This is a genomic window from Marinobacter sp. GH_1 (assembly GCF_048595985.1).
In the GTDB taxonomy this organism is placed as follows: domain Bacteria; phylum Pseudomonadota; class Gammaproteobacteria; order Pseudomonadales; family Oleiphilaceae; genus Marinobacter; species Marinobacter shengliensis.
Genome location: NZ_CP184460.1, coordinates 2,316,038 through 2,341,732 on the forward strand (window position 1 = coordinate 2,316,038; position 25,695 = coordinate 2,341,732).

General features: G+C 56.8%; 25 protein-coding genes and 1 tRNA gene. 10 read left to right on the top strand and 16 right to left on the bottom strand.

All coding sequences use genetic code 11. The features are described from left to right. Positions 1-5: 5 nt before the first annotated feature. The 4 genes from uvrC to ACNSOI_RS10550 all read right to left on the bottom strand — a co-directional run bounded on the left by uvrC (position 6) and on the right by ACNSOI_RS10550 (position 4,570). Positions 6-1,865, bottom strand: coding sequence for an excinuclease ABC subunit UvrC (gene uvrC / locus ACNSOI_RS10535; protein WP_420193991.1), 1,860 nt, complete (start codon positions 1,863-1,865; stop codon positions 6-8). Continuing rightward, entirely contained in the window at positions 1,849-2,508 is a 660-nt protein-coding gene (gene uvrY / locus ACNSOI_RS10540; RefSeq protein WP_058091151.1) for a UvrY/SirA/GacA family response regulator transcription factor, read from the bottom strand. The genes uvrC and uvrY overlap by 17 nt, the downstream gene beginning before the upstream one ends. Before the next feature lie 108 nt (positions 2,509-2,616). After that, complete coding sequence (locus ACNSOI_RS10545) at positions 2,617-2,877, bottom strand: hypothetical protein (protein ID WP_058091152.1); 261 nt, start codon at positions 2,875-2,877, stop codon at positions 2,617-2,619. A gap of 73 nt (positions 2,878-2,950) precedes the next feature. Further along, positions 2,951-4,570, bottom strand: a complete 1,620-nt coding sequence (locus ACNSOI_RS10550) for a methyl-accepting chemotaxis protein (RefSeq protein ID WP_061332207.1) — start codon at positions 4,568-4,570, stop codon at positions 2,951-2,953. Between the two features lie 157 nt (positions 4,571-4,727). On the opposite strand from ACNSOI_RS10550, the gene ACNSOI_RS10555 reads away from it, so the two are divergent. Next, positions 4,728-5,432 carry an AzlC family ABC transporter permease gene (locus ACNSOI_RS10555; RefSeq protein WP_420193992.1) on the top strand — a complete coding sequence of 235 codons (705 nt, stop codon included), beginning with the start codon at positions 4,728-4,730 and terminating at the stop codon, positions 5,430-5,432. Continuing rightward, positions 5,425-5,760, top strand: a complete 336-nt coding sequence (locus ACNSOI_RS10560; RefSeq protein ID WP_420193993.1) for a branched-chain amino acid transporter permease — start codon at positions 5,425-5,427, stop codon at positions 5,758-5,760. The genes ACNSOI_RS10555 and ACNSOI_RS10560 overlap by 8 nt, the downstream gene beginning before the upstream one ends. Before the next feature lies 1 nt (position 5,761). On the opposite strand, the gene ACNSOI_RS10565 is transcribed toward ACNSOI_RS10560, so the two are convergent. From ACNSOI_RS10565 to ACNSOI_RS10575, 3 genes are all read right to left on the bottom strand, one after another. Further along, positions 5,762-6,166, bottom strand: coding sequence for a DUF1330 domain-containing protein (locus ACNSOI_RS10565; RefSeq protein WP_058091156.1), 405 nt, complete (start codon positions 6,164-6,166; stop codon positions 5,762-5,764). 209 nt (positions 6,167-6,375) lie between these two features. Next, positions 6,376-7,506 (bottom strand): porin, encoded by a 1,131-nt coding sequence (locus ACNSOI_RS10570; RefSeq protein ID WP_286250020.1) that lies wholly within the window; start codon positions 7,504-7,506, stop codon positions 6,376-6,378. Between the two features lie 168 nt (positions 7,507-7,674). After that, positions 7,675-7,765 (bottom strand) — tRNA-Ser (locus tag ACNSOI_RS10575). Between the two features lie 167 nt (positions 7,766-7,932). On the opposite strand from ACNSOI_RS10575, the gene ACNSOI_RS10580 reads away from it, so the two are divergent. Together ACNSOI_RS10580 and ACNSOI_RS10585 are read left to right on the top strand one after the other, a co-directional pair. After that, positions 7,933-8,463: an isochorismatase family protein gene (locus ACNSOI_RS10580; RefSeq protein WP_058091157.1), complete on the top strand. Its 531-nt coding sequence runs from the start codon at positions 7,933-7,935 to the stop codon at positions 8,461-8,463. A gap of 19 nt (positions 8,464-8,482) precedes the next feature. Then, positions 8,483-9,136 (top strand): cupin domain-containing protein, encoded by a 654-nt coding sequence (locus ACNSOI_RS10585; protein ID WP_420193994.1) that lies wholly within the window; start codon positions 8,483-8,485, stop codon positions 9,134-9,136. Between the two features lie 80 nt (positions 9,137-9,216). Here ACNSOI_RS10585 and ACNSOI_RS10590 read toward each other — a convergent pair whose 3' ends face one another. The 5 genes from ACNSOI_RS10590 to ACNSOI_RS10610 all read right to left on the bottom strand — a co-directional run bounded on the left by ACNSOI_RS10590 (position 9,217) and on the right by ACNSOI_RS10610 (position 13,562). After that, positions 9,217-9,582: a DUF7352 domain-containing protein gene (locus ACNSOI_RS10590; RefSeq protein ID WP_061332202.1), complete on the bottom strand. Its 366-nt coding sequence runs from the start codon at positions 9,580-9,582 to the stop codon at positions 9,217-9,219. Between the two features lie 94 nt (positions 9,583-9,676). Beyond that, on the bottom strand, positions 9,677-10,573 hold the full coding sequence (locus ACNSOI_RS10595; protein WP_152438259.1) for a LysR family transcriptional regulator: 897 nt from the start codon (positions 10,571-10,573) through the stop codon (positions 9,677-9,679). Between the two features lie 9 nt (positions 10,574-10,582). After that, a complete protein-coding gene (locus ACNSOI_RS10600) occupies positions 10,583-11,764 on the bottom strand; it encodes an MFS transporter (protein WP_420193995.1) in 1,182 nt (393 codons plus the stop codon). 3 nt (positions 11,765-11,767) lie between these two features. Further along, positions 11,768-12,595, bottom strand: a complete 828-nt coding sequence (locus ACNSOI_RS10605; protein WP_061332199.1) for a CheR family methyltransferase — start codon at positions 12,593-12,595, stop codon at positions 11,768-11,770. A 37-nt stretch (positions 12,596-12,632) separates the two neighbouring features. Next, positions 12,633-13,562: a chemotaxis protein CheV gene (locus ACNSOI_RS10610; protein WP_058091162.1), complete on the bottom strand. Its 930-nt coding sequence runs from the start codon at positions 13,560-13,562 to the stop codon at positions 12,633-12,635. A gap of 192 nt (positions 13,563-13,754) precedes the next feature. Between ACNSOI_RS10610 and flgA the strand changes: the two genes are divergently transcribed. The 3 genes from flgA (at position 13,755) to ACNSOI_RS10625 (ending at position 15,389) form a co-directional block, all read left to right on the top strand. After that, positions 13,755-14,456: a flagellar basal body P-ring formation chaperone FlgA gene (flgA, locus tag ACNSOI_RS10615; RefSeq protein ID WP_171040053.1), complete on the top strand. Its 702-nt coding sequence runs from the start codon at positions 13,755-13,757 to the stop codon at positions 14,454-14,456. Between the two features lie 128 nt (positions 14,457-14,584). Continuing rightward, positions 14,585-14,911: a flagellar biosynthesis anti-sigma factor FlgM gene (gene flgM / locus ACNSOI_RS10620; RefSeq protein ID WP_106695863.1), complete on the top strand. Its 327-nt coding sequence runs from the start codon at positions 14,585-14,587 to the stop codon at positions 14,909-14,911. 7 nt (positions 14,912-14,918) lie between these two features. Beyond that, positions 14,919-15,389 carry a flagella synthesis protein FlgN gene (locus ACNSOI_RS10625; RefSeq protein WP_061332195.1) on the top strand — a complete coding sequence of 157 codons (471 nt, stop codon included), beginning with the start codon at positions 14,919-14,921 and terminating at the stop codon, positions 15,387-15,389. 71 nt (positions 15,390-15,460) lie between these two features. On the opposite strand, the gene ACNSOI_RS10630 is transcribed toward ACNSOI_RS10625, so the two are convergent. Beyond that, positions 15,461-16,207, bottom strand: a complete 747-nt coding sequence (locus ACNSOI_RS10630; protein ID WP_061332194.1) for a hypothetical protein — start codon at positions 16,205-16,207, stop codon at positions 15,461-15,463. Between the two features lie 202 nt (positions 16,208-16,409). On the opposite strand from ACNSOI_RS10630, the gene ACNSOI_RS10635 reads away from it, so the two are divergent. The 3 genes from ACNSOI_RS10635 (at position 16,410) to ACNSOI_RS10645 (ending at position 19,630) form a co-directional block, all read left to right on the top strand. Next, positions 16,410-17,006 carry a peptidylprolyl isomerase gene (locus tag ACNSOI_RS10635; RefSeq protein WP_106695865.1) on the top strand — a complete coding sequence of 199 codons (597 nt, stop codon included), beginning with the start codon at positions 16,410-16,412 and terminating at the stop codon, positions 17,004-17,006. A gap of 5 nt (positions 17,007-17,011) precedes the next feature. Further along, a complete protein-coding gene (mnmC, locus tag ACNSOI_RS10640; RefSeq protein WP_420193996.1) occupies positions 17,012-18,883 on the top strand; it encodes a bifunctional tRNA (5-methylaminomethyl-2-thiouridine)(34)-methyltransferase MnmD/FAD-dependent 5-carboxymethylaminomethyl-2-thiouridine(34) oxidoreductase MnmC in 1,872 nt (623 codons plus the stop codon). Positions 18,884-18,997: 114 nt separating this feature from the next. Continuing rightward, entirely contained in the window at positions 18,998-19,630 is a 633-nt protein-coding gene (locus ACNSOI_RS10645; protein ID WP_061332191.1) for a CBS domain-containing protein, read from the top strand. A gap of 23 nt (positions 19,631-19,653) precedes the next feature. Here the strand turns inward: ACNSOI_RS10645 and ACNSOI_RS10650 are convergent, their stop codons facing one another. The 3 genes from ACNSOI_RS10650 to zipA all read right to left on the bottom strand — a co-directional run bounded on the left by ACNSOI_RS10650 (position 19,654) and on the right by zipA (position 25,621). Beyond that, positions 19,654-22,341 (bottom strand): hypothetical protein, encoded by a 2,688-nt coding sequence (locus tag ACNSOI_RS10650; RefSeq protein WP_420193997.1) that lies wholly within the window; start codon positions 22,339-22,341, stop codon positions 19,654-19,656. 151 nt (positions 22,342-22,492) lie between these two features. Beyond that, on the bottom strand, positions 22,493-24,529 hold the full coding sequence (gene ligA / locus ACNSOI_RS10655) for an NAD-dependent DNA ligase LigA (protein ID WP_420193998.1): 2,037 nt from the start codon (positions 24,527-24,529) through the stop codon (positions 22,493-22,495). Positions 24,530-24,553: 24 nt separating this feature from the next. After that, positions 24,554-25,621 carry a cell division protein ZipA gene (gene zipA / locus ACNSOI_RS10660; RefSeq protein ID WP_061332188.1) on the bottom strand — a complete coding sequence of 356 codons (1,068 nt, stop codon included), beginning with the start codon at positions 25,619-25,621 and terminating at the stop codon, positions 24,554-24,556. Positions 25,622-25,695: the final 74 nt, after the last annotated feature.

The window sequence follows — 25,695 nt, forward strand, 5'->3', positions numbered from 1 at the left end:
ACTTCCTATTCATCATGCAATGCCGCGTAAATGGATTCAGCCAGTGATTTGCTGATGCCTTGCACTTTGGTCATTTCATCCACACTGGCTTTGCGAATTTCCTGTATGCCGCCAAAGTAACGGATAAGTTCCCTGCGGCGCTTGGGCCCAACCCCTTCGATACCCTCAAGGGTGGATTGCCGGCGTTTTTTGTCCCGGCGAGCGCGATGTCCGGTAATGGCAAAACGGTGGGATTCATCGCGAATATGCTGAATCAGGTGCAACGCCGGCGAGTCAGCGGGCACCCGGAAAACATCGCCGGTCATGGCATCAATCAGCTGCTCCATTCCCGCCCGGCGGGTCACACCTTTGGCGACGCCAATCAGCGGAATGTCAGAGATCCCAAGTTCTTCAAGCACTTCCCGGGCAATGTTCAACTGCCCTTTACCACCGTCGATAAACACCAGGCTCGGGCGTTTGCCCTCACCGCTAACCAGCCGGCGATACCGGCGTGTCAGTACCTGCCGCATTGCGGCATAGTCGTCGCCAGCGGTCACGCCTTCAATGTTGTATAGCCGGTAATCGCTCTTCAGCGGCCCATTCTCGTCGAAAACCACACAAGATGCGACGGTATTTTCCCCGTGGCTGTGGCTGACATCGAAACACTCCATTCGCGCCGGGGTCTCTGCCAGTTCCAGCAGGTCCCTCAGGGCGAGCAATCGCCGGTACACGGTTTCTTTGCTGGCCAGGTGGGTCAGCAGAGTCTGGCGGGCATTCGTCATGGCCAGTTCCAGCCAGCGGCGGCGCTCACCACGTACATTGCCACGGATACGGGTTTCCCGATTGGCGGCCTCACTCAGGGCTTCCGCCAGCAGCGCCTCACCTTCAACCGCCACGGGCACCAGAATATCTCTTGGAATCTCCCGGCGGGTATCGCCGCCAAAATAGTACTGGCCCAGAAACGCCGCCAGCAACTCACCTTCGGACTGCTCCAGTGAAAAGCGGGGAAAATAGTCCTTGGTACCCAGAACCCGGCCACCGCGCACGATGATCACCACCACACACACCACACCGGCATCCTGGGCAATCGCAATAACATCGGCATCACCACCCTCACCGTCGACCGACTGCTGCTCCTGTACATGGCGCAGATGGTTGATCTGATCCCGGTAAGCGGCAGCTTTCTCGAATTCCAGGTTCTTCGATGCCGCTTCCATGGCATTCATCAGGTCATGGATGATGGCCGGGTTCTTACCCTCCAGAAACATGGTGGCGTGGCGAATATCCTGCTGGTAGTCCTCGGGGCTGATGTACTCCACGCAAGGTGCGGTACAGCGGTTGATCTGGTATTGCAGGCAGGGACGATTCCTGTTCCTGAAATAGCTTTCACTACAGGATCTTATACGAAAAACCTTCTGTAGAACATTAAGACTTTCCTTGACCGCCCCAGAGCTAGGGAACGGGCCAAACCAGGTGCCACCACCCTTCTTGGTACGCCCCCGCCGGAACGTCAGCGACGGGTAGTCACTGTGGGACGACAGATAGATATAGGGGTAGGACTTATCATCCCGAAGCAGGATGTTGTAGGGCGGCCTCAGGGATTTGATCAGGTTTTGTTCAAGCAACAGTGCTTCGGTTTCGCTGCCGGTAATAGTGACTTCGATGGAGGCAATCTTGCCCACCAGGGCCTCGGTTTTCGGGGCCAGGCCGGTTTTGCGGAAATAACTGCTGACGCGTTTCTTGAGGTTGCGGGCTTTGCCCACGTAGAGCACGCCGCCGGTGTCATCGTACATACGATAAACGCCGGGGCGCTCGGTCAGTTGCTTCAGGAAGTCTTTGCTGTCAAACATCCCGACGGTATCTTCGGGTTCAGACCTTGTCGGCATCCAGCAATCCAAGCCGTACCGCCATCAGTGCCAACTCGACATCGCTGGAGATCTCGAGCTTCTCGAAAATACGATAGCGGTAACTGTTGACGGTTTTCGGGCTCAGGCAGAGCTTGTCGGAAATGTCCTGCACTTTCTGGCAATCCACCACCATCATGGCGATCTGCATCTCCCGCTCAGACAACCGCTCGAACCGGGACAGCTCCCCGTCTTCCTCACGGTCACCACCCAGCGTTTTGAGTGCCATTTTCTGGGCGATCTCCGGGCTGATGTACCGCTGGCCGGAGTGGGCCTTGCGAATAGCTCGCACCATCTCCTGAATATCAGCACCCTTGGTGATATAAGCGGTGGCACCACTCTGCATGACACGGGCGGGGTATGGGTCGTCGGCACAGGCCGTTACAACAATCACCCGAATGGAATCATCAATACGCAGTATTCGCCGGGTTGCTTCGAGGCCACCAATGCCAGGCATCCGAATGTCCATCAGGACAATATCCGGGCGGTCCTTGCGCACAAACTCAATCGCATCCTCACCGGATGAGGCCTGGCCAATCGCTTCAATATCGGGATTGTCAGCCAACATGCGGGTTATACCGGAGCGCACCAGCTCGTGATCATCAACAACCAGTACCCTGATCAAATGTCACCTCGCCATCAGGTATGAAAAAAACAGACTGATTGTAACGTTTAGAAAAGCCTACGGGTAGGCACCGCAGGCAAAAGCCTGCAGACAAACCAATAAAAGCTTTCAGACTTCGGCGGAAGGGCTGCCAAGGCCAGCCGTGTTCTCGACCGGATCAAACCAGACCACCAGATCGCCCCGGCGCACGGCAGACAGCACCCGCTCCCGCTCTGCCAGTGGATTCTCGGTGTCGTTCAACCCGTGGTAACGCGTGCAGTACTCCTCAGCCAGCCCTTGCAGCTGGTCTTCGGTCAGCAACCCGGCGTCCACCACAAATTTCTCTTCCCGGGGGTCCGCTTCCGGCTGCTGCGCTGCTTCGTCACTCATAAAACCTCCAATCAGTCGCTGTATGTTACGGTTTTATGGCGACGATCAGAACCCCCGTTGTTGGAGACACATGCTATTGATCCGCATACCGGGTTCGAAAGCCGGAGGCCAGCTGCCGCATAGATACAGACTCCTGCCTGAGCGACTCACTCACCCGACGCGCATTGTCCACGTTCTCCGTCAGGGTGTCAGCGCTGGCAGACAATGAGACAGCCCGGCGGCCTACCCTGCCGATTTCCTCGTGCTGAAGGCCAATGGAACTGCGGATATGATCGCTGTGCTGCTCCAGCTCATCGAACTGGTTTTTCAGTCGCTCCAGGTGAGTTTTAAGCGCCAAGAGGTTGCTCTGGTTCAACTCCCCCGCTTCTCGCATTTCCGCCAGAAGCCCATCGACACTACCAACGCCTGTTACAAGGTCCTGCACCCACTGGCGGATGTTGCTGGTGGACTCCGCCGTCCTTCGGGACAGTGTGCGCACCTCGTCTGCCACCACTGCAAATCCCCGACCATGCTCACCGGCCCGGGCAGCTTCTATGGCGGCGTTCAGCGCCAGCAAATTGGTTTGTTCCGCAATATCGGCAATCACACCGATTACCTGTTCGATCTTGCCCGTCGAGTCATTGAGGGCGTGAATGGACTCGGAAACCCGCGCTATCACCTCAACCGTATGCTCTGCCGCCTGCTCGCTGTTCCGCAAACCGCCCTGCACTTCCACATTGGCAACCACGGCCTGCCGGACAGTGACTGCCGACAGCTCTGTGGCTTGCTCAATCTGCGATGCCTGATCAGCAATTGAAGTCATCGACGCACTGACATCACTGATCTGTTGTCCCGTTTCCTCTGAGGCACGCTGCAAGGCTTCAGCCCCCTCATCAAGCGCCGCAGAACGCTCATCCAGGCCGGCCGCTGCACGACGGATATCGCCAATGAAACCCTCAAATCGTCGCACGAGGCTTTCCAGCGCACCGGCAACGCCCGCCACTTCGTCGCGGCCGCCCACCTCCGGCGTTCGTGACAAGTCAGACTCGGCCTCCATTGCCATCAATTCCCGCTCCATGTATTGCAGCCGCAAAATGACCGAATGTCTGAGCCACAGGGTCATGGCCACGACCACCACAAGGAACGCCAGGGAGCCCCCAAGAAGAACAACTCTCTGCCCCGAGAGGAACGCCAGCAAATCGTCCGCGCCAGCTGCCACATCGTCCCGACTGGCAGCCTGTTGCTGGTTTATGGCCTCCAGCATTGGCTCCAGCGCAGGAAACAGCTGAAAATCGACCACCTGGCCTACCCGGTAGTAACTTTTCTCTTCAATACCCTTGTCCATGTCGCCCATCAGAGCCAACACCCGATCAAACTCGCCTTGATGATCGACAGCCCAATTGCGCAAACGCTCAGCCCCTTGCACACGCTTCCAATGGTCACGCAAAGCGGTGTCCAGATAGTCAAACTCCGTCTCGATCTCATCCCATAACAGTAACTGCGCCTTTATCTTGAAAGCCAGGTCCTGAAGCCGGCGATGATCCTGCTCAAGATCCATCAGCACCCAGGTGTCCTGAAGATTGTTGCGCATGAGATTCTCGGAGGCATCCTCGGCCTTGAGAATAATCATCCAGGAAAGAACCGCCAGGCCTGTGACGGCAATAAGAGAAAGGACAGCAAAGAACAGGATGCGGGCTCGAACGGTGGACAGCATGACAACTCCAGACGGGAAGGTACCCGTGGAGGGTATGCCTGTTTTATGACACTTTTATTTCGGATTTCGCGTCAAATACTTGATTGCGCCTTTTTGCGCACTTCAAAACCCTGTTCCAATTCACTATCATCGCCGCTTTCATAACGTTTGGATGCTAATGAACCAGAACGCCTTCCGACTGACACTGCCGATCCTGTTTGGTTATCTGCCATTGGGCATGGCCTTCGGCGTGCTGTTCGCCACGCAGCTGGACTATGCCTGGTGGGTTGCGCCCCTGATGGGTCTGGTTATTTATGCAGGGTCTGGCCAGATACTCGCTGTTAGCCTGCTGGCCGCAAGTGCCGGACTGCTGGAAGTGGCTGTGGCCATGTTCGTGCTTAACGCCAGGCACCTGTTTTATGGGCTTTCTCTTTTGGGGCAGTTCCGCGGTGCCGGTTGGCGCAAGGGCTATCTGATATTCGGTCTCACCGATGAAACCTACTCGCTGCTTACCAGCAGGCCGAGGACACCTGATCGCCAATACGAACAAGCCATTGATTTCAGAATTACGCTGTTCAACCAGCTTTACTGGATAACGGGCTGCGCCATTGGTGCCCTGCTTGGTGAGCTGGTCGCTTTCGACAGCACCGGTATTGAGTTTGCACTGGTAGCGCTGTTCATCGTTCTGACCATTGAGCAATACAAGGCCTTGGGCAACACTTTTCCGCTCTGGGCGGGCGCACTGGCGGCGGGCCTGGCCATGTTGCTGGTACCGCCAGCCCATCAGTTGATTGCAGCGATTACCCTGGTCACAACCACCCTGCTGCTCCACTACTGGAAGCTACACAAGCGCACAAATGGCGGTGAGGTAAGCCATGGCTGAGCAGTATTATCTGGCGGCCTTCATTGCGGTGTCTGCAGGTGCAACCTTTGCAACCCGTGTGGTGCCGTTCCTGTTTTTCGAGCGCCACACCGAGCACCCCCTGGTAAAGCATATCGGCCGCTTTCTACCGGCAGCTGTCATGGCATTGCTTGCGGTGATTTTTCTTCAGAGGTCGGCAAACTGGAACGCCAGCGCGCCAGGGTTGGACGCCTTAGTTCCAGGGTTGCTGGTGGTCATCATTCATTTATGGCGGCGCAACGCGCTTCTCTCCATAGCAGCGGGGACCGCCGTTTACATGACCATTCAGCAGGCGGGCTGGCTCACTTAGATCAAGGCGTGCCTTCAACATTGGCAACCAGCCTGGAATCTTCCAGAGCCGCCGTGCGGTGCTTGACCACACCTTTGTATTCCGGGCTCTCAATCATGGCCAGAAAGGCATTGATCGACGGGTAGCGCACCAGCAAAACCTGATCCCAGGACTCATCGGGCGGAGCAATCAGCGAACCTACAGAGCGGCCCGACCAGATCACTTCAGCACCAACGGTGCGAACACATTCCGCAGCTTCTTCCATATACCGCTTGTAGGCATCACGGCCTGAACAATCGTGAGCGTCATCCTGGTAAGCAGCCCGGTCGCGAAACCGTAAAAGATTCAGCATCACAACGGGCTGATCTTTGGGGGTTTCCTGCAAAACTTTGCGGAGCTCTTCCTGAGATGGATTGATGGTCGCCATGTTTGTCCCTGTTCATGAATGCTTAAACGTTACTGTATATCAAACCTGTGTAACCAACAGTAAACCAATTTTCGGGAATATGCACCAGCTGACTACGACCGACTTATGCAAGATCACCCCGTAAAGTTGGCAAGGCAATCGCAAATCAGGGGTTCAGCCCAGGATCGCTGCGAGACGAATGGAACTAAACCCCAAGCAGCGCTTTAACGTCAGAAGTGAAAACGGCTACCAACCATCGCAACACGTACATCATCGTAGTCACCGGCATCTGCATCCAGTGCGAAATTGTTATAGACGGCGTAGATCTCGAGACGCTTGATGGGCTGATAGACGTAAGCGACGCCGAAGACCTCAACATCGGAGCCCGCAATGGTTGTACGAACCTCAGGGTCACCTTCGTTTGCTCCGGGCGTTACAACAACCGGATTAAAGTCCTTGCCCTGGGCACGATGCACTGTAAAGGCATGCTTTCCAGTCTTGTATCCAACCTTTAACATGCTGAAGTCAGAGTCACGACCTGCATCGTTTTCGGTGTTCGAGTACACCACACCCAGGTTGATACCGGTATCGTGCAACCAGGAAACCGAGCCTCCGATGGTCTCCAGATCACCTGCGGCGCCCCCTACATCCTTGGTGGAGTAACCAACAGAGGCAGACAAGCGGCCAAGGCCATCAATGTTTTCGTTATAGGAAGCGGCAAGTTCCGTGATGTCCTGCTCGCCTTTATAGCCCTGGCTGACAGCCAGGCTTACAGGCCCAAACTTCGGGCTGTCATAACGCAAACGGTCGTAGCGGGACTCGAAATCCTGACTTCGAATAGACTGAAAAACCGTCGGGCTAGCGCCGCCACTCTTCTCCACAAACGGCAGGGCGCCGCCTACCAATGCGAGATCCGGGAACGTGACGACCTTGGTGCCAGACAGGTCGGCTTCGGTCGCGCCATCAGCCGCACCAGGCCCCTGCCCTAAGGTCAACTTTCCGTATGCACCCTCAACGAACAGGCTGATAATGCGCTCATCAAAGTCGCCCTTGATGGAGCGGTTTTCCGGTGTCACCAGATTCGACGGGTTATGCTGGTATTCCCACTCCAGATGAGCGCCCACCTTCAGGCCGGTGTCCGGGAGATCCGTGCTGATCACACCGCCCACACGGCTGGAAGCATAATCGTTGTCCACGATGTACTGCTCGGAACCATTGCCGGTGTCGGAATGCATGATGGCCATGTTGATAAAGCCATACACACGCACGTCCAGGTCAGGCATCTCGACCTTTTGGGCAAATGCGGGGGCAGACGCCATGCCTGCCAGGGCAACACAGATCGCAAGTTTGGCTTTCTTCATCTCTTATCTCCGTTTTGGAATAACGTTATGCCATAGAGTTTAACAGAGCAGAATAAGTGATAGAGACAAAAAGTGGTTTGACGGAGGTCAGTTTAAGGAGACTCGGGGAAGCCGATGAGGGGGGATATAGAAACAAAAAACCCCAGCATTCCTGCTGGGGTTTCATATTGGCGGAGAGGGAGGGATTCGAACCCTCGATACGCTATTAACGTATACACACTTTCCAGGCGTGCGCCTTCAGCCACTCGGCCACCTCTCCAATAAACTGTTTCAAATCAGCGATGTCGTCGCTCATTTGAGGGCGCAAACTTTAATGGTTTTGGGGGCGTTTGGCAACTGTCTCCAGCGAGATTCCTGAAAAATTTGTTTGAACGGGGATAATTGCTCATTCTTGTAGCCAGATCCTTTAACCCGGAGTGAAAAATCATGCTGATGAAGGCAGAACAATCCACGCTGCTACTTGTTGATGTTCAGGAACGCCTGATGCCCGCCATAAGCCAGGGCGCTGAAGTGGCTGATCGTTGTACCTTGCTGGCCACCATTGCAGGGTTGCTGGAGGTGCCGGTGGTGGGCACGGAGCAGCTACCCGAGAAGTTGGGGCCGAATGTTGAGTCGGTGCGGGAACTGTGCAACGTCACGGTGGGCAAACATCACTTTGATGCCTGTCCGGACGGTTTGATTGATCAGCTACCGGAGGGGCGCCAGCAAATTGTCATCGGCGGCTGTGAAACCCACGTATGTATGCTGCAAACGGCGCTGAGTTTGCTGGATGCCGGCTATAAAGTATGGGTGGTAGCGGATGCCACCGGCTCCCGTAACGACTTCGACCGGGATGTCGCACTTGACCGCCTGCACCAGAGTGGCGCCCGGATTGTCACCACCGAGATGGTGGCTTTCGAGTGGATGGTGCATTGCAAGCATCCCCGTTTCCGGGATATTCAGGCGTTGATCAAATAACCGAACCAACGAGGTGTTCATGCTGAATATGGATTTCTCCCAGCGGGTGGTGATTCATACTGCCGAGCAACCCTGGGTTGCCAGCCCCGCCGCCGGGGTTGAACGTAAGCCCTTGGCCCGGGAGGAAGCCGAACGGGGCCATGCTACCAGCGTGGTTCGTTACCTGCCGGGCTCCGCCTTTGCTCGCCACGAGCATCCGCGGGGCGAGGAAATCCTGGTTCTCGAGGGGGTATTCTCGGATGAAACCGGCCATTACCCGGCTGGAACTTACCTGCGCAATCCGCCCGGTAGCGGGCATGCACCTTACAGTGAACAAGGCTGTACGTTATTGGTGAAGCTTCACCAATTTGATCAATGGGATACGGCCACGGTTCGTGTCGATACCAACAACGCAGAATGGTTGCCTGGCATTGGCGGACTGCAGGTAATGCCGCTGCATGAGTTCGAGCATGAGCATGTGGCACTGGTTAAATGGCCAGCCAATGAAGTATTTCAACCCCATCGGCATTTTGGTGGTGAGGAAATCTTTGTACTTAGCGGAGAGTTCTGCGATGAGCATGGCCGTTATCCCGAGGGAACCTGGTTACGTAGCCCACACCTGAGCCAGCATCACCCGTTTGTTGACCAGGAAACGGTCATCTGGGTGAAGACCGGTCACCTCCCCTTAGATTGATTTAACCAAAAGCGGCCCCTCGAGAGGGGCCGAAATAGAGCACTATCCCGACTACAACAACATCATCAAACACCACCTGGCTAAGAGGCGAGATTGGTGCGCCAACCGGGTTGGCCAAACTCATCACTGCCGAATCGTTCGTGGCCATTACCAATAGCCATCCCTTCACCAGCCGGCACTTCGAATACATGGTAGGCCTCTGGTCCGAAGGGATCGAGGGCGGTATCCAGGTACTCATAGGCATCTGGCACCGGCTCGCCGGACATGGCAACCCTGAACTGCCGCTCCACCATCGGGACCGTAACACTCAGAGGCTGCTGCACCCAGAGAAAAACAGCCTTCTGGGCGACCAGATACTCGCACCGAACCACTTTGCATCCCTCGCGCAGGGTCAACGTGGTCGGCTCTTTTCCAGGCTCAAGACGGAACTTGTGAATGGTTTTCATGGCGATACTCCTTCAGAGGTTGCCAGACACAGTTCAATCATGCGCCGCCGAAGACTTCGAGAAAATAAGATTTATTGAGCAAGAATCATCGATATTATCGAGGTAAATCAAAGCCGCTACAGATTGCCCGCACACCTTCATGGGCAACCTTCCGGCTTCGGGTGATGGCGTAGAGTTGATCGGTTACCGCTTTGACAGGAGCAATCTCCTCCACCTGATATTGGCGGCACACTTCCTCCTTTATCGCCGTTGGCGCCGCAAATACGCCCAACCCTTCCCGTCCGAACACCTTGATTAACGCGCTGTCGTCTACCCTGGCCACCAGGTCCATCCTGACATTGCTGATGGTCAGCCAGTTCATCAACTTCTGAAAATACGGCGCATCCGTGGCGTTGGCCAGCAAGGGCTGATGATTGAGAGAGGCCGGAAAGTCGTCCCGAAGCCGCCCAGCCATCTCCGGGGCGGCAAACAAACTGATGGTAGACGATGTCAGGGGATGAACCGCGAAGCGATCTGTGACCGCTTCGGTCTGAGGCATACGGTCTGTCAGCACGACGTCGAGTTCTTTGCGTTTGAGACTGAGCAGCAAATCTTCCGCGCGACCTGTCCGGCAATCCAGGTTGACTCGCCTGTTCAGCTTCAGAGCCGGCTGCAACAACTGAAAAGCAATCAGCTTATGAATTGACGCCGAAACGCCGGCCGCTAATCTCAGAGGGCGATCAGCGGGGGCCAGACGCAAGGTTTCAGACAGCTCCCCAGTCAGTGCAAAAATGTCGTTGGCGTAGGACTGAACCAATTGCCCCAGTTCAGTCAGGACCAGACGCCGCCTTTCCCGGCTGAACAACTGCCCTCCGACTGATTCCTCGAACGTGGCAAGCTGGCCACTCAGGGTTTGCGGCGCAAGATCGAGCAGCTCGCTGGCTTTGGCAATCGAGCCCTCACGGCTGATGACCCAGAAATAATAGAGATGCCTGAGATTGAGCTGATCCATGGCGTAAACCTAGTTTGTGGTGGCTCTTCGTGACCGCAGCAACCAAACCGACATCAACACACTGTGCAGCACCAATAATGGTACCGCCACCAGTAGCAGGCTTGCCCAGCCAACCGAAGCCAGTACAGCGCCAGCACTCAAGGCCGCTGTCGCCTGAGCCGTGAACACCATCATGTCATTCAGGCCCTGCACACGGAAACGCTCAGACTGCTGGTAACCCTGGGGCAACAGGGTTGTCCCGCCAACGAACAGGAAATTCCAACCCACGCCCAGCAGCAGTAACGCCCACAAATAATGATGAAAGCTGATACCGCTGGCCGCCAGCAGAATGCACGCCAGGTAGGCCAATAATCCCGCCGCCATCATCAAGGGGATGCCGACAACACGGGTCAGCCAACCAGAAATAAGAGACGGAAGATACATGGCCATAATGTGTAACTGAATAACCCGCTTGGCATCATCCAGATCATGACCGGCCATTTCGGTCATGCTCAAGGGGGTTGCAGTCATGATAAAGCTCATCACCGCATAGCCGATGGCGGCGCCGCTGATAGCCGTCCACACCAGCGGATTTGCCAGTATCTCCCTGAGCGGGCGACCCCCGCCAACCACGGTTTCCCGGACCCGCTCTGCCTTGGCGCGATACCCGAACGCAAGAATGATAAACGCCAGGGCCTGAACAACGGCCAACCCGACCCAACTGTAAAGGAACGGGAAGGATTCAGATTTCCCACTGCCCAGGCTAGCTACTTCAGGCCCCAACCAGGCCGCAACCAGGCCTCCCAGCAGCACTCTTGCAGCTGCCGAGCCGGCCATGTCCGGCGCTACCGACTCCATCGCCGCAAAGCGATACTGGTGCACCACGGCCAGGCCCGAACCGCCCAGAACGGCAGCAAGGCACATCAGGGTAAAGTGCGATTGCCAGGAAGCGTACGCACCCAGCAAACCTGCGAGAATGCCTGCAAGTGCGCCGAAAAGCATCACCTGTTTGCGCCCTATCCGCTCCATCAACCATGTCGCCGGCTTTATGGCCAGAACCGTGCCGACCACCACCAGCCCGACCGGCAAGGTTGCCAACTCTGGCGCAGGCGCCAGCAGTCGTCCCTGAATAGAGCCAATAAATACGATAAAAGGCGCGGTGCACATGGCCAGCGCCTGGGCCGCCACCAGCACCCAGACATTCAACGGCATGGATTATTTCTTCCTGTAGATAATGCCGGGATGGCATTGAACCATTTCGTACAGATCAGGCAGGCCGTTCAGGGATTCAGAGGCACCCAGAATCAGGTAGCCGCCCGGATTCAGCGCCCCGTGCATGCGGGTAAGAATGTCCTTTTTAAGGTCTGCGGAAAAATAGATCAGCACGTTCCGGCACATGATGATATCGAATTTGCCGAGCATATACCGCTCAAGCAAGTTGAGTTCTTTGAACTCCACCATGGCCTTGATCTGCGGTTTGATCTGCCACCCGCCGTTAGGTGAGGGCGTAAAAAACTGCTTCTGCCGCTCCGGGGAAAGCCCGCGACCTATTGCAATCATCTCATATTCACCCCGCCGGGCCACTTCCAGCACGCTTTTGGAAATATCGGTCGCAGTGATCTTTACGTCACGCAGCTTGCCGGGGCGAATGCGCCGGAATTCGTCCACCACCATGCCTACCGAGTAGGGCTCCTGCCCGGTTGAGCAGGCGGCAGACCAGACACGAAGCGGTTGGAGCGAATTGCGCTCGGCGAACTCCGGCAACAGCTTGTCCTGAAGAATACGGAATGGGTGGTTGTCCCGAAACCAGAGGGTCTCGTTGGTGGTCATGGCATCGATAACCAGCTCACGCAGGCCGCTGCGCCCCACCCGCTTCAAGCGATCGAGAAGCTCACCCAGTGAATTCAGGTTGTTCTCCTCAAGAATCCTGCGTAGACGGCTCTTCACCAGGTACTGCTTGTTGTCACCCAACAGAATGCCACAAGCGTCCTGCAGGAATGTCTTGAAGGCTTCGTATTCCTGAGGCGTAATTTCCGCTTTCATTGGATCTCTATCGTGGGTAAGTCCATGAGCCGAGGCATCAATTCTGGTCAATAATTTCCATCACGCGCTCGGCAAGCTCATCCGGGCTGAATTTCGCCATAAAATCATCGGCACCGACCTTCTGAACCATCGCCCGGTTAAAGACGCCACTCAGGGATGTATGGAGCATCACATACATGCCGCTGAGCGCCGGATTCTCTTTGATTCTGGTAACGAGGGTGTAACCGTCCATCTCCGGCATTTCCACATCGGAAATGATCAACGATAAGTGGTCTCGGGCAGTGGAACCATCCCCCGTAATCTCCTTGAGGTAGTTCAACGCCTGTTTGCCGTCATTCTTGGTGACCACTTCCATTCCGATCGCGGTCAGGCAGCGCTCGATCTGGCGCCTCGCCACAGACGAATCATCAACAACCAGTACCGGCAAATGCCCGGGCACACGCTCGGCGCTGCGAGTTTTCAGCTCTTCGGTGACATCTTCCCTGAGAGGAGAAACTTCTGCAAGAATCTTTTCTACATCTATGATTTCTACAAGTTTGTCATCAATTTTGGTGACCGCCGTCAAGTACACATCCTTGCCAGCCCCCTTGGGTGGCGGGAGGATATCTTCCCAGTTCATATTCATGATCCGGTCGACACCAGTCACCAGAAAGCCCTGAGTTTTACGGTTGTACTCGGTAATGATGACAAAGCTTGTTGCCAGCTCTTCCTGTGGAATGCCTGCCATGCCAATGGCCATGCTCAGGTCGATGATGGGGATGGTCTCGCCACGGATATGGGACACGCCCCGAACCACCTGGCGGCTGTTAGGAATCGATGACAATTTCGGGCATTGAAGGACCTCCTTCACCTTAAAAACGTTGATCCCGTATAGCTGCCGCCCCCGCAAACGGAACAACAACAGCTCAAGCCGGTTCTGACCAACCAACTGCGTACGCTGGTTAACGCTGTCCAACACCCCTGCCATAACTTTCTACTCCCGGCATGCCAACGATCGGCACAGAATTTGCTCAGTTATTATTAAACAACTTGCTTACGCGAACCCGGACCAAAACATTGACGCCGGGTGTCCAATCAGGGTTAACGGCCCCAGCGCCATTTTCCTTAACGGAACTCGCGTAAATATGCCTAACTGACAGCATAGGACAAAGCAGTGCAGATGCGAACCATCTTTTTAGCGACCTTTTGCCTATCGACCCTGGGCCTGAACGCCGCGGCTGCGGCCACCACTGCAAGCGAGATACGCGATGCCGCCGGTCAATTTATCGAAACCTGGGCCGACGAGCAGCGCCAGCAACAGTACGAGGTGAACTTCACCGTCGGCAGCATCGACAGCCGGCTTAGCCTGGCTGCTTGCGAACAGGCACTCGAAACCGCGTTTACCAACGATCCCCTACGTACCACATCGCCATCGGTGATGGTGTCCTGTGCCGGGGAGCGGCCATGGCGGATGTTCGTCACAGCCAGTGTCGAAGTACACGGCCCTGCCCTTGTGGCGGCTCGGCCTCTGGCCCGCGGTGAGCGCATCAGCGGTGAACTTTTGCAGGAAAAACAGGTGCAGATCAACGCCAGCCGCCGGGGCATTCTCACAGATATTGAACAGGTATCCGGCATGCTGGTGAGGCGACCAGTTAATGCAGGGTCGGTGCTGACGCCAGATCTGCTCGAAGCTCCCAATGCCGTTGAGCGGGGCGATCATGTTATCATCACTGCCAAATCCGCGGTGTTCTCGGTCAGTTCCCGAGGCAAGGCGCTGGCCAGTGCCAGTGTCGGCGAGCAAGTGATGGTTGAGAATCTGCAATCAGCACGCACGGTTCGGGCAACGGTCACGGCTCCTGGCCGGGTGGAAATTGCCATGTAACGGAAAATCCGTGCCCAGCGGCAAATTTTTTCCGTTTTTTTCTAAAGGTCGGCTAAACGCTGCCGATAAGCAGATATAAACTCGATTCCGCCGCCTCTGAAGGTGGCCACAGGCAAGCAGGTATCCTTATGTCAGTTGACTTAAATGGAATTGGCCCCGGCCAGGTCAACACCACCAGAACCACGGCCGACAAAGCAACAGGCAGCCAGAGTACGCCCTCCACGGCTGGAGAGCAGGCAAAGGCTCAAAGCACGGCTGCCCGCGGCGACAACGTCAGTCTCAGCAATCAGGCCAAAAACCTGAAGCAGCTGGAACAGAAACTGGGCGATTACCCGGAAATGGACGACGACCGCATTGCGCAGATTCGCGCAGCACTGGAAGATGGCACCTACAAAATTGATGCAGAGAAACTGGCCCAGAAAATGCTTGAGATGGATAAAAGCATTTTCGGGTGAGTAAAACATGGCTGCAATCATTGAATTGAAGACCCTTCTCTCAGAAGACATCCGCCAGCTTGAAACCCTGGCGGATCTTCTCAACCAGGAAAAACAACTCCTGGCGTCCTCCGACATCGCTCCGCTCCAGGAAATCACCACTCAGAAAAACAACATCCTGACGGATATCCGTGAGCGTGCGAAACAAAAGATCCGCCTGCTGGTGAACATGGGGTACCGACCGGATGCCGGCGAGCCCTCGAGGTTTATCCGTGCCGGTGGTATGGAAGACCTTTACCAACTCTGGAAAACCGCCGATGGGCGCCTTCGTGCCTGCCAGGAACTGAACCAGAACAACGGTCGTGTTGTCGGACACCTTCAAAAACGCCTGACGAGGCTCACGGACATCTTCCGTGGCGCCTCTGCCCAACAGAAGCTTTATGGCGCCAAGGGCGAACAAACCAGTGTATCCAGCGGCAACATTCTGGCCAGCGCCTGACCGACCCGGCAAACAAAAACGCCCGGATGAGCTATCCGGGCGTTTTTCGTTAGATTCACCTTACCCGTTCATTAACGGGTGTAGATCGTCATCTGGGAATCCGGATGAAACCGTATGTTGTGAATGCTGACGTTCCCCATGGATGGACTCTGATTGCCACTCACGCGGATATTGTCCATCCGGATCTCCTCAATCCGTTCGGGAAACGCCAGCCTCAAGGCGCCATCCTCTCGAATGGAATAGCGGGGCTCACCCTCCCTGTAGTGAACACCAGAGATGGTCAGGTCGGAATCGAGGAAACTGAGCACTGGCACAAAAATGTTGGCGGCCAGCTTGATTCCCTCTACTGAATCGAGTCCGGCGAGTTCCGGGTCATCAACCGCGCCGCCAGCATTTCCCGGCATTGCGGCAACCGTTTCAATACGCTCCAGCAAACCCACACTGCTTTGAGCCGTTACGCCGGCCATATCGCTGTCAGACAGAGGCGCAAAGCCCCCCTTTTCATATAACTGACCGGCCTGCGCAGGCATGGATGCCGCGCTGGTATTGCCGGCCGCCAGCGACACCAACGGCTGAAACGGCAACGTCACCATGGTAACCAGCGCTGCCGCATTACGATAACGGGCCTGGTGTTTGAGAACGCGATGCAGTTCCTTGTCAGTCACCCAGCCAGCGGCGATCAACACTTCGCCCAGGCGCTGCCCGGTTTCCCGCTGCAACAACAACGCCTCGTCCAGCTGACCTTCCGACAAATAGCCACGATTGATCAACAACCGGCCAAGCCGGGACTTTTCTTCAAACCCCTTACGGATTCTCACTAGGCTCCTCCCGCATTCAGAGTGATCACCGTACAACCAGGCCCGGTATTGATAATGATTAAAGCGTAGCCCAATCCCCTGGCCTACGCTGTTCTGATTTGCACTTATTCAGGTAAGGATCTGTTAAGATCTTCGCTAATTTTGTTCTATCCGGATTGTCTCAGGATTCCTGATAACAACTGAAACTGTGAGAGCCTCTGAAATGACAAATACCGTAAAACCCGTATTAACTGTGATGTCCGTCCTGTTTGCCGCCATCGCTGCCCTGATGCTGGCCACTCCTATTCAGGCCGAAGAACTGCCGAAGGTTCGCTTTGTTACCTCTGAAGGGGCCTTTGAGCTTGAGTTGCGCCCTGACGTAGCCCCCAAAACCGTGGAGAATTTCCTCTCCTATGTCGAAGACGGATTCTACGACGGTACGATCTTTCACCGGGTGATTCCCGGCTTTATGATTCAGGGCGGCGGATTAACCGAAACCATGGCCCGCAAACAGACCAAAAACCCCATCGTTAACGAAGCCTCAGCAACCCTGCCTAATCTTCGGGGCACCGTGGCCATGGCCCGAACCAGCTCCCCAAACTCAGCAACCTCTCAGTTCTTTGTTAACGTCGCCAAAAACGATTTCCTGAATGCTGGTGTGCGGGGTGCGGGCTACGCGGTCTTTGGCAAAGTCACCGAGGGCATGGGCGTGATCGACAAGATTGCCGGCGTACAAACCGGACATCGCCAGGGCATGGCGGATGTTCCGGTTCAGGCCGTCGTGATCGAGAAAGTGACTCTGGTTAATATTGAAGACTGAGCCCTATGCACTCCCCCTGCCTGCCACCGGCCATGGAGCCGGCAGATCTTATCTGGCGCGACGGCGTACCCGAATCCACCCGGTTTGGAGACGTATATTTCAGCAGGGACAACGGCCTGGCAGAAACCCGGTATGTTTTTATCGGGCATAACCAGTTGCCGGAGCGGTTCCAGCAGGTGCCAGACACCGGCCACTTTGTGATCGCTGAAACCGGTTTTGGCACGGGCCTGAATTTTCTCGCCGCCTGGGCGGAATGGTTAAAGCAGCGCCCGGCCGATGACAACGCCATACTGCACTTTGTGTCGGTAGAACGATTTCCCCTGCGCCGTCAAGACCTCGAAAAGGCGCTGTCGTACTGGCCCGAGCTAAGCCCCCTGGCAACGGAGCTTATCGAACATTACCCTCCACTGATCAAGGGCACTCACCGGCTGGTGCTGGCCGGAGGTCGGGTTCGGCTGACCCTGTATTTTGGCGATGTCCTGGATGCCTGGAAGGATCTCACTTTTTTCGCCGATGCCTGGTTCCTTGACGGCTTCGCCCCGTCGTTAAACCCGGACATGTGGCTGGACGATGCCATTGGTCTGATCACCAGCCATAGCAAGCCCGGAACGACCCTGGCCACGTTTACCGCCGTTGGCCGTGTGCGACGCAGCCTTGCAGAGGCCGACTTCGAGATCGCAAAAGTCCCCGGCTTTGGCCGCAAGCGGGAAATGCTTGCAGGTATATACGCGCCAGGGAATACCACTAATCAAGAGGCGAGAACTGGCACGGTTGCTGTTATCGGTGCAGGAATTGCCGGCACCCTGCTCGCCCGCAATCTGGCGGAACGGGGTGTTCAGGTGCTGCTGCTGGACAAGGCGCCCCACGCCGGTTCTGCGGCATCTGGCAATCCCCAGGGCGCGCTCTATGTAAAACTTGGTGTGGAGTACAACGCACAGACTGAGCTTGCCGCAACTGCCCTCAGTTTCAGCCAACGTTTCTATCGGCCCTGGCAAAACCGCTTCTGGCACCCAACGGGGCTGCTGCAATTGGCGACCGATGATCAGGAAGCTGACCGCCAACGGCGGTTCTGCGAGCGCAATGAATACCCGGATAATCTGCTGGAACCCGTGAACGCAATCAGGGCGAGCGAACTGGCAGGGATTCCCGTCGATACTGGCGGTCTCTGGTTTCCCGGTTCTGGCTGGCTTGAGCCTGCAAAGGCCTGTCAGCAGCTGGCTGAGCACCCGCTGATCGAAACACGATTCAGTTACCAGGTCGTCAACCTTCTGCCATGTAACAATCAATGGTGTATCCGCAATCACTCTGGCGAAGACTGCCGCGCAGACGCGGTGATCATTGCCGGAGGCCACGAAAGCCCCGCCTTGGTGCCCGTAGCCGGGCAGCTCCGTTTGAAAGCGATCCGCGGTCAGGTTACTGAACTACCGGAGGCAGACTTCAACCTACCCCAAACGGTGATCTGCGGGACAAAGTATCTCAACCCTGTTCAAGGCGGCAGTGCAGTCACCGGGGCGACATTTGACCTTAAGGACGAGACCCCCTACCCAACCCCCGCAGGCCACCAGGAAAACCTTGACGAGCTAAAACGGATTCTGCCGTCTGTAACCAAAGAATCGGTGCCAGATCCCGATCAGCTGCAAGGGCGAGTGGCCTTTCGCTGTACCACGCACGATTACCAGCCTGTGGCCGGCCACATGCGGGACACCGAAGGGAACCACCTTAACGACCTGTATCTGCTGACCGGCCTGGGCAGCAAAGGGTTGGTCTGGGCACCCTTGCTGGCAGAATATCTGGCAGATGTTATCAGCGGCCAGCCCCACTGCTTGCCTGCGCCGCTCTCAAAGCGACTGGAAACGGGGCGGCTATACCGAACCTGACACTTACCCAGGCGTAATGAAGCCGGCCTACAGTTTTGTGACATTCAGCCGTTACCATTAGAGGAGCTGCTCTGCATTGGGATGTTGCAGCAGTCACATGGGAGAGTTAGTGGAATGTCTATTCACGTAAGTGAGCCGGGGCGACCAATCGGCACCCGATTGCCGGAAGCCTTGCGAAGCCGTCGCGTTGGCGACGTCACCGAGCTGACGGAATCCGGCGCGATTTCACCGGGCCACAGCGAGGCAACCGACGCGGAGTTTCAGCAGGCCGCTAACAGCGGCCGCCACCGTGCACTCCAGGAGTATGGCGCCGCAGCCGCCGGAGAACGGCGCGAGGAGCGTGTGTACCTGCCTGTTTCCGCCATTTGCTCACCGGCGCTGTACTCTGTACCCGCTACGGCTTCCATGGGTGAGGCCATGTCCAGCATGGAAGACAACAATGTGCACCATCTGGTCATCCTGGCCGACCACAACGTTGCAGGCCTGATTGACCTGCGCTGGCTACTCGCCTGGCTCCACGAAAACCCGTCACAAGCAGTAAGTCAGAGCCTGTCTCAGGTTGAACTGCCAGCTTTCCTGACCGCCTCTCCGGAAACCGACGCACATCAACTCGCACGGCTTATGCTTGCACACCAATTGAACGCGGCACTGATCGTTGACGCAAAAGGCCAGCCATCAGGCATTGTGACCAGTACCGACTACCTGAAGCTGTATGCCAGCGCCAGCCGGCAGGAGGGGACCGTCTAAGGCCTCGCCCCCCTTTAAAGACATTAAGGGTTCTCGGAGGTCAGTGCATCGCCCTCCGGGCCGAACAGTCTAATTGCCAGCTCACCACCCAGGTCTACCAACGCAGTAATTTCATCATCCCGATAGTTTTTCAGCCTTAACACATTCAACCCCTCAACATCAGGCTGAATGCGCCAGCTCCGATAAGCCGCTTCGTCATCACCACGATTCAGCCTTGCCAGGATTGCATGGCGGGTGGAGGGATTTCCAGCGCCTTCAGCGAAGACCCCATCGGTGGAACCGGCAATGACCATATCGCCGTTAAACAGCAGGCCCTGGCTCAGCTCTACAATGGCAGTGTCATTCTGATCATTGGCCGACAATGCACTGCCTATGGCACCCGAGGTACTGTAACCGAGAGCAAACCCGGCCCGGCTGTTCACACGTGTGCGAATAAGTTCGTCAGCATCATCTTCGTTAACTTCCACTCGATACTCAAAGGGGCCGTCACCAATCAGCCAGGCGCTACCATCGCCATAAAACCCGTGCCGCAGAACCTCGGCGGATTCTTCCCCAACCTGGTAAACCGACACTGTCCCCGAGGCGCTGCCACCGAAGAAAAAGGGGCCGGTAACCGCCGTGCCGTCGATCGATGATGGCGCAAAACCAAACAGCAGGGGGCTGAGAGCGGCCACACTGCCGCCCACCACATGGTCATCACCCTCAGAACCCACCTGGCGCGTCCAGGCGACCGTTGGCACCAGTGCATCGCCATCGGGTATGGTATCGATTCGGGTCAGGAAGGCGTCGATACCGCCGGCCGACGACTCTCCACCCCATACGCCGTCGGTTTCACCCGCGATCGCAACATAGCCACTGCCAGGGTTGAGCCCTATCCATCGAACACGGTCATGCCCGGAGGTGCCCATCCGGAACAGGTCATCCCAGCGCAGCTGATACTCTCCTTCACTTAGTCGATAAACGCCTACAATCACATTATCTCCGGCCCCGGCATCGCCTGAGCCAACCGGCTCGTCAGTAGTGAATGCCACGGCCATTTCATATCGGGTGACCCGGACCGTGTCTTCGGTGACCCGCCGCTCCGCCACATCCACGAACACATCGGGGCGGGCTGAGGCATCTGCGAGATCGGCAACAACTACAGGGTCGCCCAGCAGGGCGCCAGTCTGATCATGAATGCGCACCTGAACCTGGCCGTTGTTGCTCCCGGCGACAAAGTAGCGACCGCCATGACCAACGGTAAAGTCCGTCGCAACAAACCCGTCATTCCAGACAATAGACTCTTTCAGACGATTGAAGCTGAGCCTCAACAGGTTATCGCTGGCACCTCTGGCAAAACCTTCCCGGCCCGCCTGGAACCGGCTGTCTACCGCCAGGTTCGCAAATCGGTCGTGCAGGTCCTCCGGCGTTGAATAGCTCTCACTGGCACGGACCTCGAAAAGCAATTCATTCTGGCCAACGGGAAAGCTTAAGGTATCGTTCTCCACGCCTTCCTGCTCAATGACAAACTCGGTTCCCAGCCGTGCCGTGGAGCCTTGGGCGTGCGTCAAACGGACTTTGATGACGTCCTCCCTATCACCGGACAGCGTGGCCCGATATTGCCCGGTTGTACCGGTGTTCAACGTATCTCGCGGGCCGCCCTTCAGGGTTTCGATGGCAACCGTCGGTTCATTGTCACGAATGGTCAGGTTGGTTCGCACACCGGTGTCCGATGCGCCCAGGGAGGCAATGCCCGTGCGCACCTCTGTCAAATGAAGCTGCGCCAGTTCGGAAGGTTCGGGGATGGTGTCGTCAATGACTTCCAATGGAATGTAGCACTCGGTGATACCTGGCTCGAGGGTAATCAGCCCCCGATCCTTGATGCCAGCGTCGTTCTCGTAGTACTCGATGTAGGTCAGCTCCTCGCCCTGTTCATCCACCGGGAACGCGGTTTTGCTGCCCTGCGCGACAATGTCGTTACCGATAATGGCACGGCCGAGGTTGTCACTGCTGTATTCGCACCGCTGGTGCGGTGGGCTTTCCTCGTCGTCACACTTATTCTCATCGAATTCCGAGCGCAGCTCGAACGCGATGGAAACCCTTGTCACGGAGGGTTGGTCTAAAAGGACCTTTGCAAACACGCGATTGGTTGGCGAAGTAACTGCCTTGGACTCCTTAAACGAGCCATCCTCGTTGTACAGGTCAATCTCATAGTCATGCTCGCCGACCACATCCAGTGCAGGCAGTTCACAACGGGTTCGGGAGCTGTCGGGAATGTCCGGGCTCTCGCCCTCGGTGAACGACGGCGCCTCCAGCGTCACTACATTCCGTTTGACTTCAATATCAAAAGGCTGGAACCCGGCCATGCGGCCATCGGTGGTGACAATGTCGATGTTGTCGTTTCTGCCCAGGTCCGCCTCACCTCTCGCGCCCCCGGACAGTCCAGGAACGCCGCGCATGATGATGCCCTGGCGGGCTTTATTGCTGGTGTCTTCCAGCGCGAGCCAGGAGGGGGCGTTCGTCAGCGAGTAATCCAGAATGCTCTCGCCGCCATAGGCTCCCCAGTTGTAGTAATACTCAACCCCCAGGTAGGCCGTGGTCGGCGGCGCGCCAAGCAGCGTGGGCTGGTCGGGGTCTTTTTCGGTTTTACAGCCGGCAGACATCAGTGCGATCAGGGCCAGGCCAAGAAGACGGCCAGAGGAGGAGGTGCGGGGGAGCAGATCGGCGCGCATGCAAAAATCCGTTTCATGACGTTGTTGTTATGGCGGTGCCAGCGGGGCATAACGCTCCCGGTTTACACACCGTTACAGATCAACGCCATGTTAGCCAATTTGCGCCCTGCCGGATCTGCGCGAGTTCTCAGATTCACCGGCCGGGCCCGCATCAGCCTGCTACGCCATGCTCCTCTAAGAGGGCGAGAAGCCCCTCTTCATCCAGGACAGGCACTCCCAGCTGTTCTGCCTTGGTCAGCTTGGAGCCAGCAGCCTCACCCGCCACCACGCAGGCGGTTTTCTTCGAAACGCTGCCCGCGACCTTGGCTCCCAGCTTCTCCAGTTTTTCCTTCGCCTGGTCCCGGGTCATCTGTGACAGGGTGCCGGTCAGCACCCAGGTTTCGCCGGCCAGGGGTTTGGCCTCGGCAGGGACAACCTGTTCTTCCTGCCAGCTTACCCCGGTGTCTTTCAAAGCCTGCAGGGTTTCCTGGTTGTGGGGCTGGTCGAAGAAACTGCGAATATGGCCGGCCACGATGGGACCAACGTCCGGTACCGCCTGCAGCGCCTCGTCATCGGCAGCTGAAATTGCCTCAAGGGTACCGAAATGCGATGCCAGGGACTTCGCGGTCGCCTCACCCACCTCACGAATACCCAGGGCGTAGAGGAACCGCCACAGCACCGGCTTACGGGCCCGGTCAATGGCCGCCACAAGGTTGCCTGCTGATTTATCCCCCTTACGGTCAAGGCTGGATAACTGGAATTTGGTTAGTCGGTACAGGTCCGCGACGGTGTTCACCATGCCTTCATCCACCAGCACTTCAATCAGCCGGTCGCCCAGACCTTCGATATCCATGGCCTTGCGGGAGGCGTAATGGCGAATGGCTTCCTTGCGCTGGGCGGGGCAGTACAGCCCCCCGGAACAACGGGCGACCGCCTCCCCTTCTATCTGGACGATGTCCGAGTCACAGACCGGGCATTGGCTCGGCAGGACCACTTCCGCTGCGCCCTTCGGGCGTTTCTCCGGAACCACCTTCACCACTTGCGGAATGACATCTCCAGCGCGGCGTATGAACACCGTATCACCGATGTGCACATCCAGCCGGCGAATCTCGTCCATGTTGTGGAGTGTTGCGTTGGAAACGGTCACGCCACCCACAAACACCGGTTTGAGCCGGGCAACAGGCGTGACAGCCCCGGTCCTGCCCACCTGGAACTCCACATCTTCAATAACGGTCAGTTCTTCCTGGGCGGGGAATTTGTGGGCAATGGCCCACCGGGGCGCCCTGGACACAAAGCCCAGCTGCTGCTGCAAATCCAGGCGATTCACCTTGAACACGATACCGTCTATTTCGTATGGCAGCGTGTCGCGCTTGGCCATCAGCTCCTGGTACGCCTCGAGGCACGCTTCAACCCCCTTGGCTTTGCGCATTTCCGGGTTAATACGAAACCCCCAGCCCCGAACCCGCTGCAAGCTTTCCCAGTGGGTTTCAGGCAGCAGGCTTTCGTCGGTGACCGCCATGCTGTAGGCACACAGCTCCAGGGGGCGCTTGGCGGTGACTGTTGATTTCTTCTGGCGCAGGCTACCGGCAGCGGCATTTCTGGGGTTTACAAAGGGCTTTTCGCCTTGCTCAGCGAGGCGCCGGTTCAGTTGCTCAAACCCCGCCTTGGGCATATAGACTTCACCCCGAACTTCCACCAGATCCGGATAGTCGTCGCCCCGCAAGGTCAAGGGGACTGACGGAATGGTGCGTATATTGGCCGTGATATCCTCACCGGTATAACCGTCGCCTCGGGTGGCGGCCCGAGTTAATACACCCTGCTCATAGTGCAGGCTGACCGCAAGGCCATCCAGCTTGGGCTCACAGACATATTCCACCGGATCCTCGGTTGCCAGGCGATCACGCACTCGGCGGTCGAAATCACGGAGCTCGTCGTCACTGAACGCATTGTCCAATGACAGCATGGGCAATCGATGGGTGATTTCTTCAAAGCTGGTTTCCGCGGCACTGCCGACCCGCCGGGTAGGCGAGTTATCTGTGGCAAGTTCCGGGTAGTCCGCTTCCAGTGTCTGGAGTTCACGGAACAGCCGATCGTATTCAGCATCGGGTATCCTGGGGTCATCCAGAACGTAATAGTAGTAATTGTGATCGTCCAGGGCAGCGCGCAACTGTTCCACGCGCTGCTGGATATCGGCAGAAACCTGGCTCATCGGATCGAATGTCCTGATTAAGTGTTATACCCGATGGGAACGCTGTTTACGTTCGAATTCACGGATGCGCTGCCGGCAGTGCTCAATCGTCTGCGGAGTCATTACGCTGCGGCGCTCGTCTTTCAGTTCACCGCCCATATTGCGCACAACGCACTGAGCGGTTTCGAGCATGAATTCGAAGGCCTGCATGGCATTGGATGGCCCGGGCAGGCTCATGAAGAAACTGATTCCGGGAGTGTTCAACGTTGGCATATCCTGGGGCCGGAAGGTTCCCGGCTCCACCGCGTTGGCAACGCTGAACTGCACTGGCGTGGTGGTGTCAGCACCTTCATGCCGGTGGTAGATGTCCATGTCGCCATGTTCAAGACCGCAGGCCTCAAACAGCTTTTTCAGTATCGTTCCCTGGAACTCCTCACCGTTACGCGCCAATACGTTAATCACCAGCACTTCCCTGGCTTCCGGGCGATTGGCTCCCGCCAACGGCTGGTTCTTGCGTGGGCCCGGTGCCGCTTCCCGGCGAGCGGTATCCTCCTCAACCTCTGTGGTCAACACAGGAGGTTCTTTCGCTCGGGTTTTTGCTGCGGGACGAGATTTCGGTTCTGGTTCTGGTGCTGACTCCGGTGCCGGCTCCGGTTCTGGCGGCAGTTCGGGCTCTGATACCGGCCGGGCGGAGACTTCGTCGTCGTAGACCTCCTCAGCCTCACCCGCCGGTGGTTCTACTGAACGCTCGGAACGGCTATTCACGACTCTTGGCTCACCCAGGACACCATCGTCGATGTTGTCGTCGGTCGCGCCCCACCCCGATTCCAGCATAACGTCGTCATCGTCCGAACTGCCGAAATCCTCTGACGTGTCTCGCTTGAGGTAGCCCCGCTCTTCGAGGGTTCCCCTGGATACGGTTCGGGCTCCACCATTGGGAAGTTCTGGATTGTAATCATCATCGAGCGGGGAATCCTTCAGATCATCCGCGCCCATTCCGGAGGAAATCGCCATGGATTCCTTACGGGCCCGGCGCATCCGCCGAACACCATCAATGACGATTCCAAGAATAACCAGGGTACCTATGGCAATTAACCATTCCCTAAGTGACATAGTGCTGCTGTCCTGTTTGCAGTTCGGAACGTTGCTACTCTAAGAAAAGCCCGTAATGAATACAACGCACTCCG

Bases quoted from the DNA above. Each gene is read 5' to 3' on its own strand.
- uvrC (WP_420193991.1), bottom strand. From the start codon at position 1,865: ATGCCGACAAGGTCTGAACCCGAAGATACCGTCGGGATGTTTGACAGC.
- ACNSOI_RS10545 (WP_058091152.1), bottom strand. From the start codon at position 2,877: ATGAGTGACGAAGCAGCGCAGCAGCCGGAAGCGGACCCCCGGGAAGAG.
- ACNSOI_RS10550 (WP_061332207.1), bottom strand. From the start codon at position 4,570: ATGCTGTCCACCGTTCGAGCCCGCATCCTGTTCTTTGCTGTCCTTTCT.
- ACNSOI_RS10555 (WP_420193992.1), top strand. From the start codon at position 4,728: ATGAACCAGAACGCCTTCCGACTGACACTGCCGATCCTGTTTGGTTAT.
- ACNSOI_RS10560 (WP_420193993.1), top strand. From the start codon at position 5,425: ATGGCTGAGCAGTATTATCTGGCGGCCTTCATTGCGGTGTCTGCAGGT.
- ACNSOI_RS10565 (WP_058091156.1), bottom strand. From the start codon at position 6,166: ATGGCGACCATCAATCCATCTCAGGAAGAGCTCCGCAAAGTTTTGCAG.
- ACNSOI_RS10570 (WP_286250020.1), bottom strand. From the start codon at position 7,506: ATGAAGAAAGCCAAACTTGCGATCTGTGTTGCCCTGGCAGGCATGGCG.
- ACNSOI_RS10580 (WP_058091157.1), top strand. From the start codon at position 7,933: ATGCTGATGAAGGCAGAACAATCCACGCTGCTACTTGTTGATGTTCAG.
- ACNSOI_RS10585 (WP_420193994.1), top strand. From the start codon at position 8,483: ATGCTGAATATGGATTTCTCCCAGCGGGTGGTGATTCATACTGCCGAG.
- ACNSOI_RS10590 (WP_061332202.1), bottom strand. From the start codon at position 9,582: ATGAAAACCATTCACAAGTTCCGTCTTGAGCCTGGAAAAGAGCCGACC.
- ACNSOI_RS10595 (WP_152438259.1), bottom strand. From the start codon at position 10,573: ATGGATCAGCTCAATCTCAGGCATCTCTATTATTTCTGGGTCATCAGC.
- ACNSOI_RS10600 (WP_420193995.1), bottom strand. From the start codon at position 11,764: ATGCCGTTGAATGTCTGGGTGCTGGTGGCGGCCCAGGCGCTGGCCATG.
- ACNSOI_RS10605 (WP_061332199.1), bottom strand. From the start codon at position 12,595: ATGAAAGCGGAAATTACGCCTCAGGAATACGAAGCCTTCAAGACATTC.
- ACNSOI_RS10610 (WP_058091162.1), bottom strand. From the start codon at position 13,562: ATGGCAGGGGTGTTGGACAGCGTTAACCAGCGTACGCAGTTGGTTGGT.
- flgA (WP_171040053.1), top strand. From the start codon at position 13,755: ATGCGAACCATCTTTTTAGCGACCTTTTGCCTATCGACCCTGGGCCTG.
- flgM (WP_106695863.1), top strand. From the start codon at position 14,585: ATGTCAGTTGACTTAAATGGAATTGGCCCCGGCCAGGTCAACACCACC.
- ACNSOI_RS10625 (WP_061332195.1), top strand. From the start codon at position 14,919: ATGGCTGCAATCATTGAATTGAAGACCCTTCTCTCAGAAGACATCCGC.
- ACNSOI_RS10635 (WP_106695865.1), top strand. From the start codon at position 16,410: ATGACAAATACCGTAAAACCCGTATTAACTGTGATGTCCGTCCTGTTT.
- mnmC (WP_420193996.1), top strand. From the start codon at position 17,012: ATGCACTCCCCCTGCCTGCCACCGGCCATGGAGCCGGCAGATCTTATC.
- ACNSOI_RS10645 (WP_061332191.1), top strand. From the start codon at position 18,998: ATGTCTATTCACGTAAGTGAGCCGGGGCGACCAATCGGCACCCGATTG.
- ACNSOI_RS10650 (WP_420193997.1), bottom strand. From the start codon at position 22,341: ATGCGCGCCGATCTGCTCCCCCGCACCTCCTCCTCTGGCCGTCTTCTT.
- ligA (WP_420193998.1), bottom strand. From the start codon at position 24,529: ATGAGCCAGGTTTCTGCCGATATCCAGCAGCGCGTGGAACAGTTGCGC.
- zipA (WP_061332188.1), bottom strand. From the start codon at position 25,621: ATGTCACTTAGGGAATGGTTAATTGCCATAGGTACCCTGGTTATTCTT.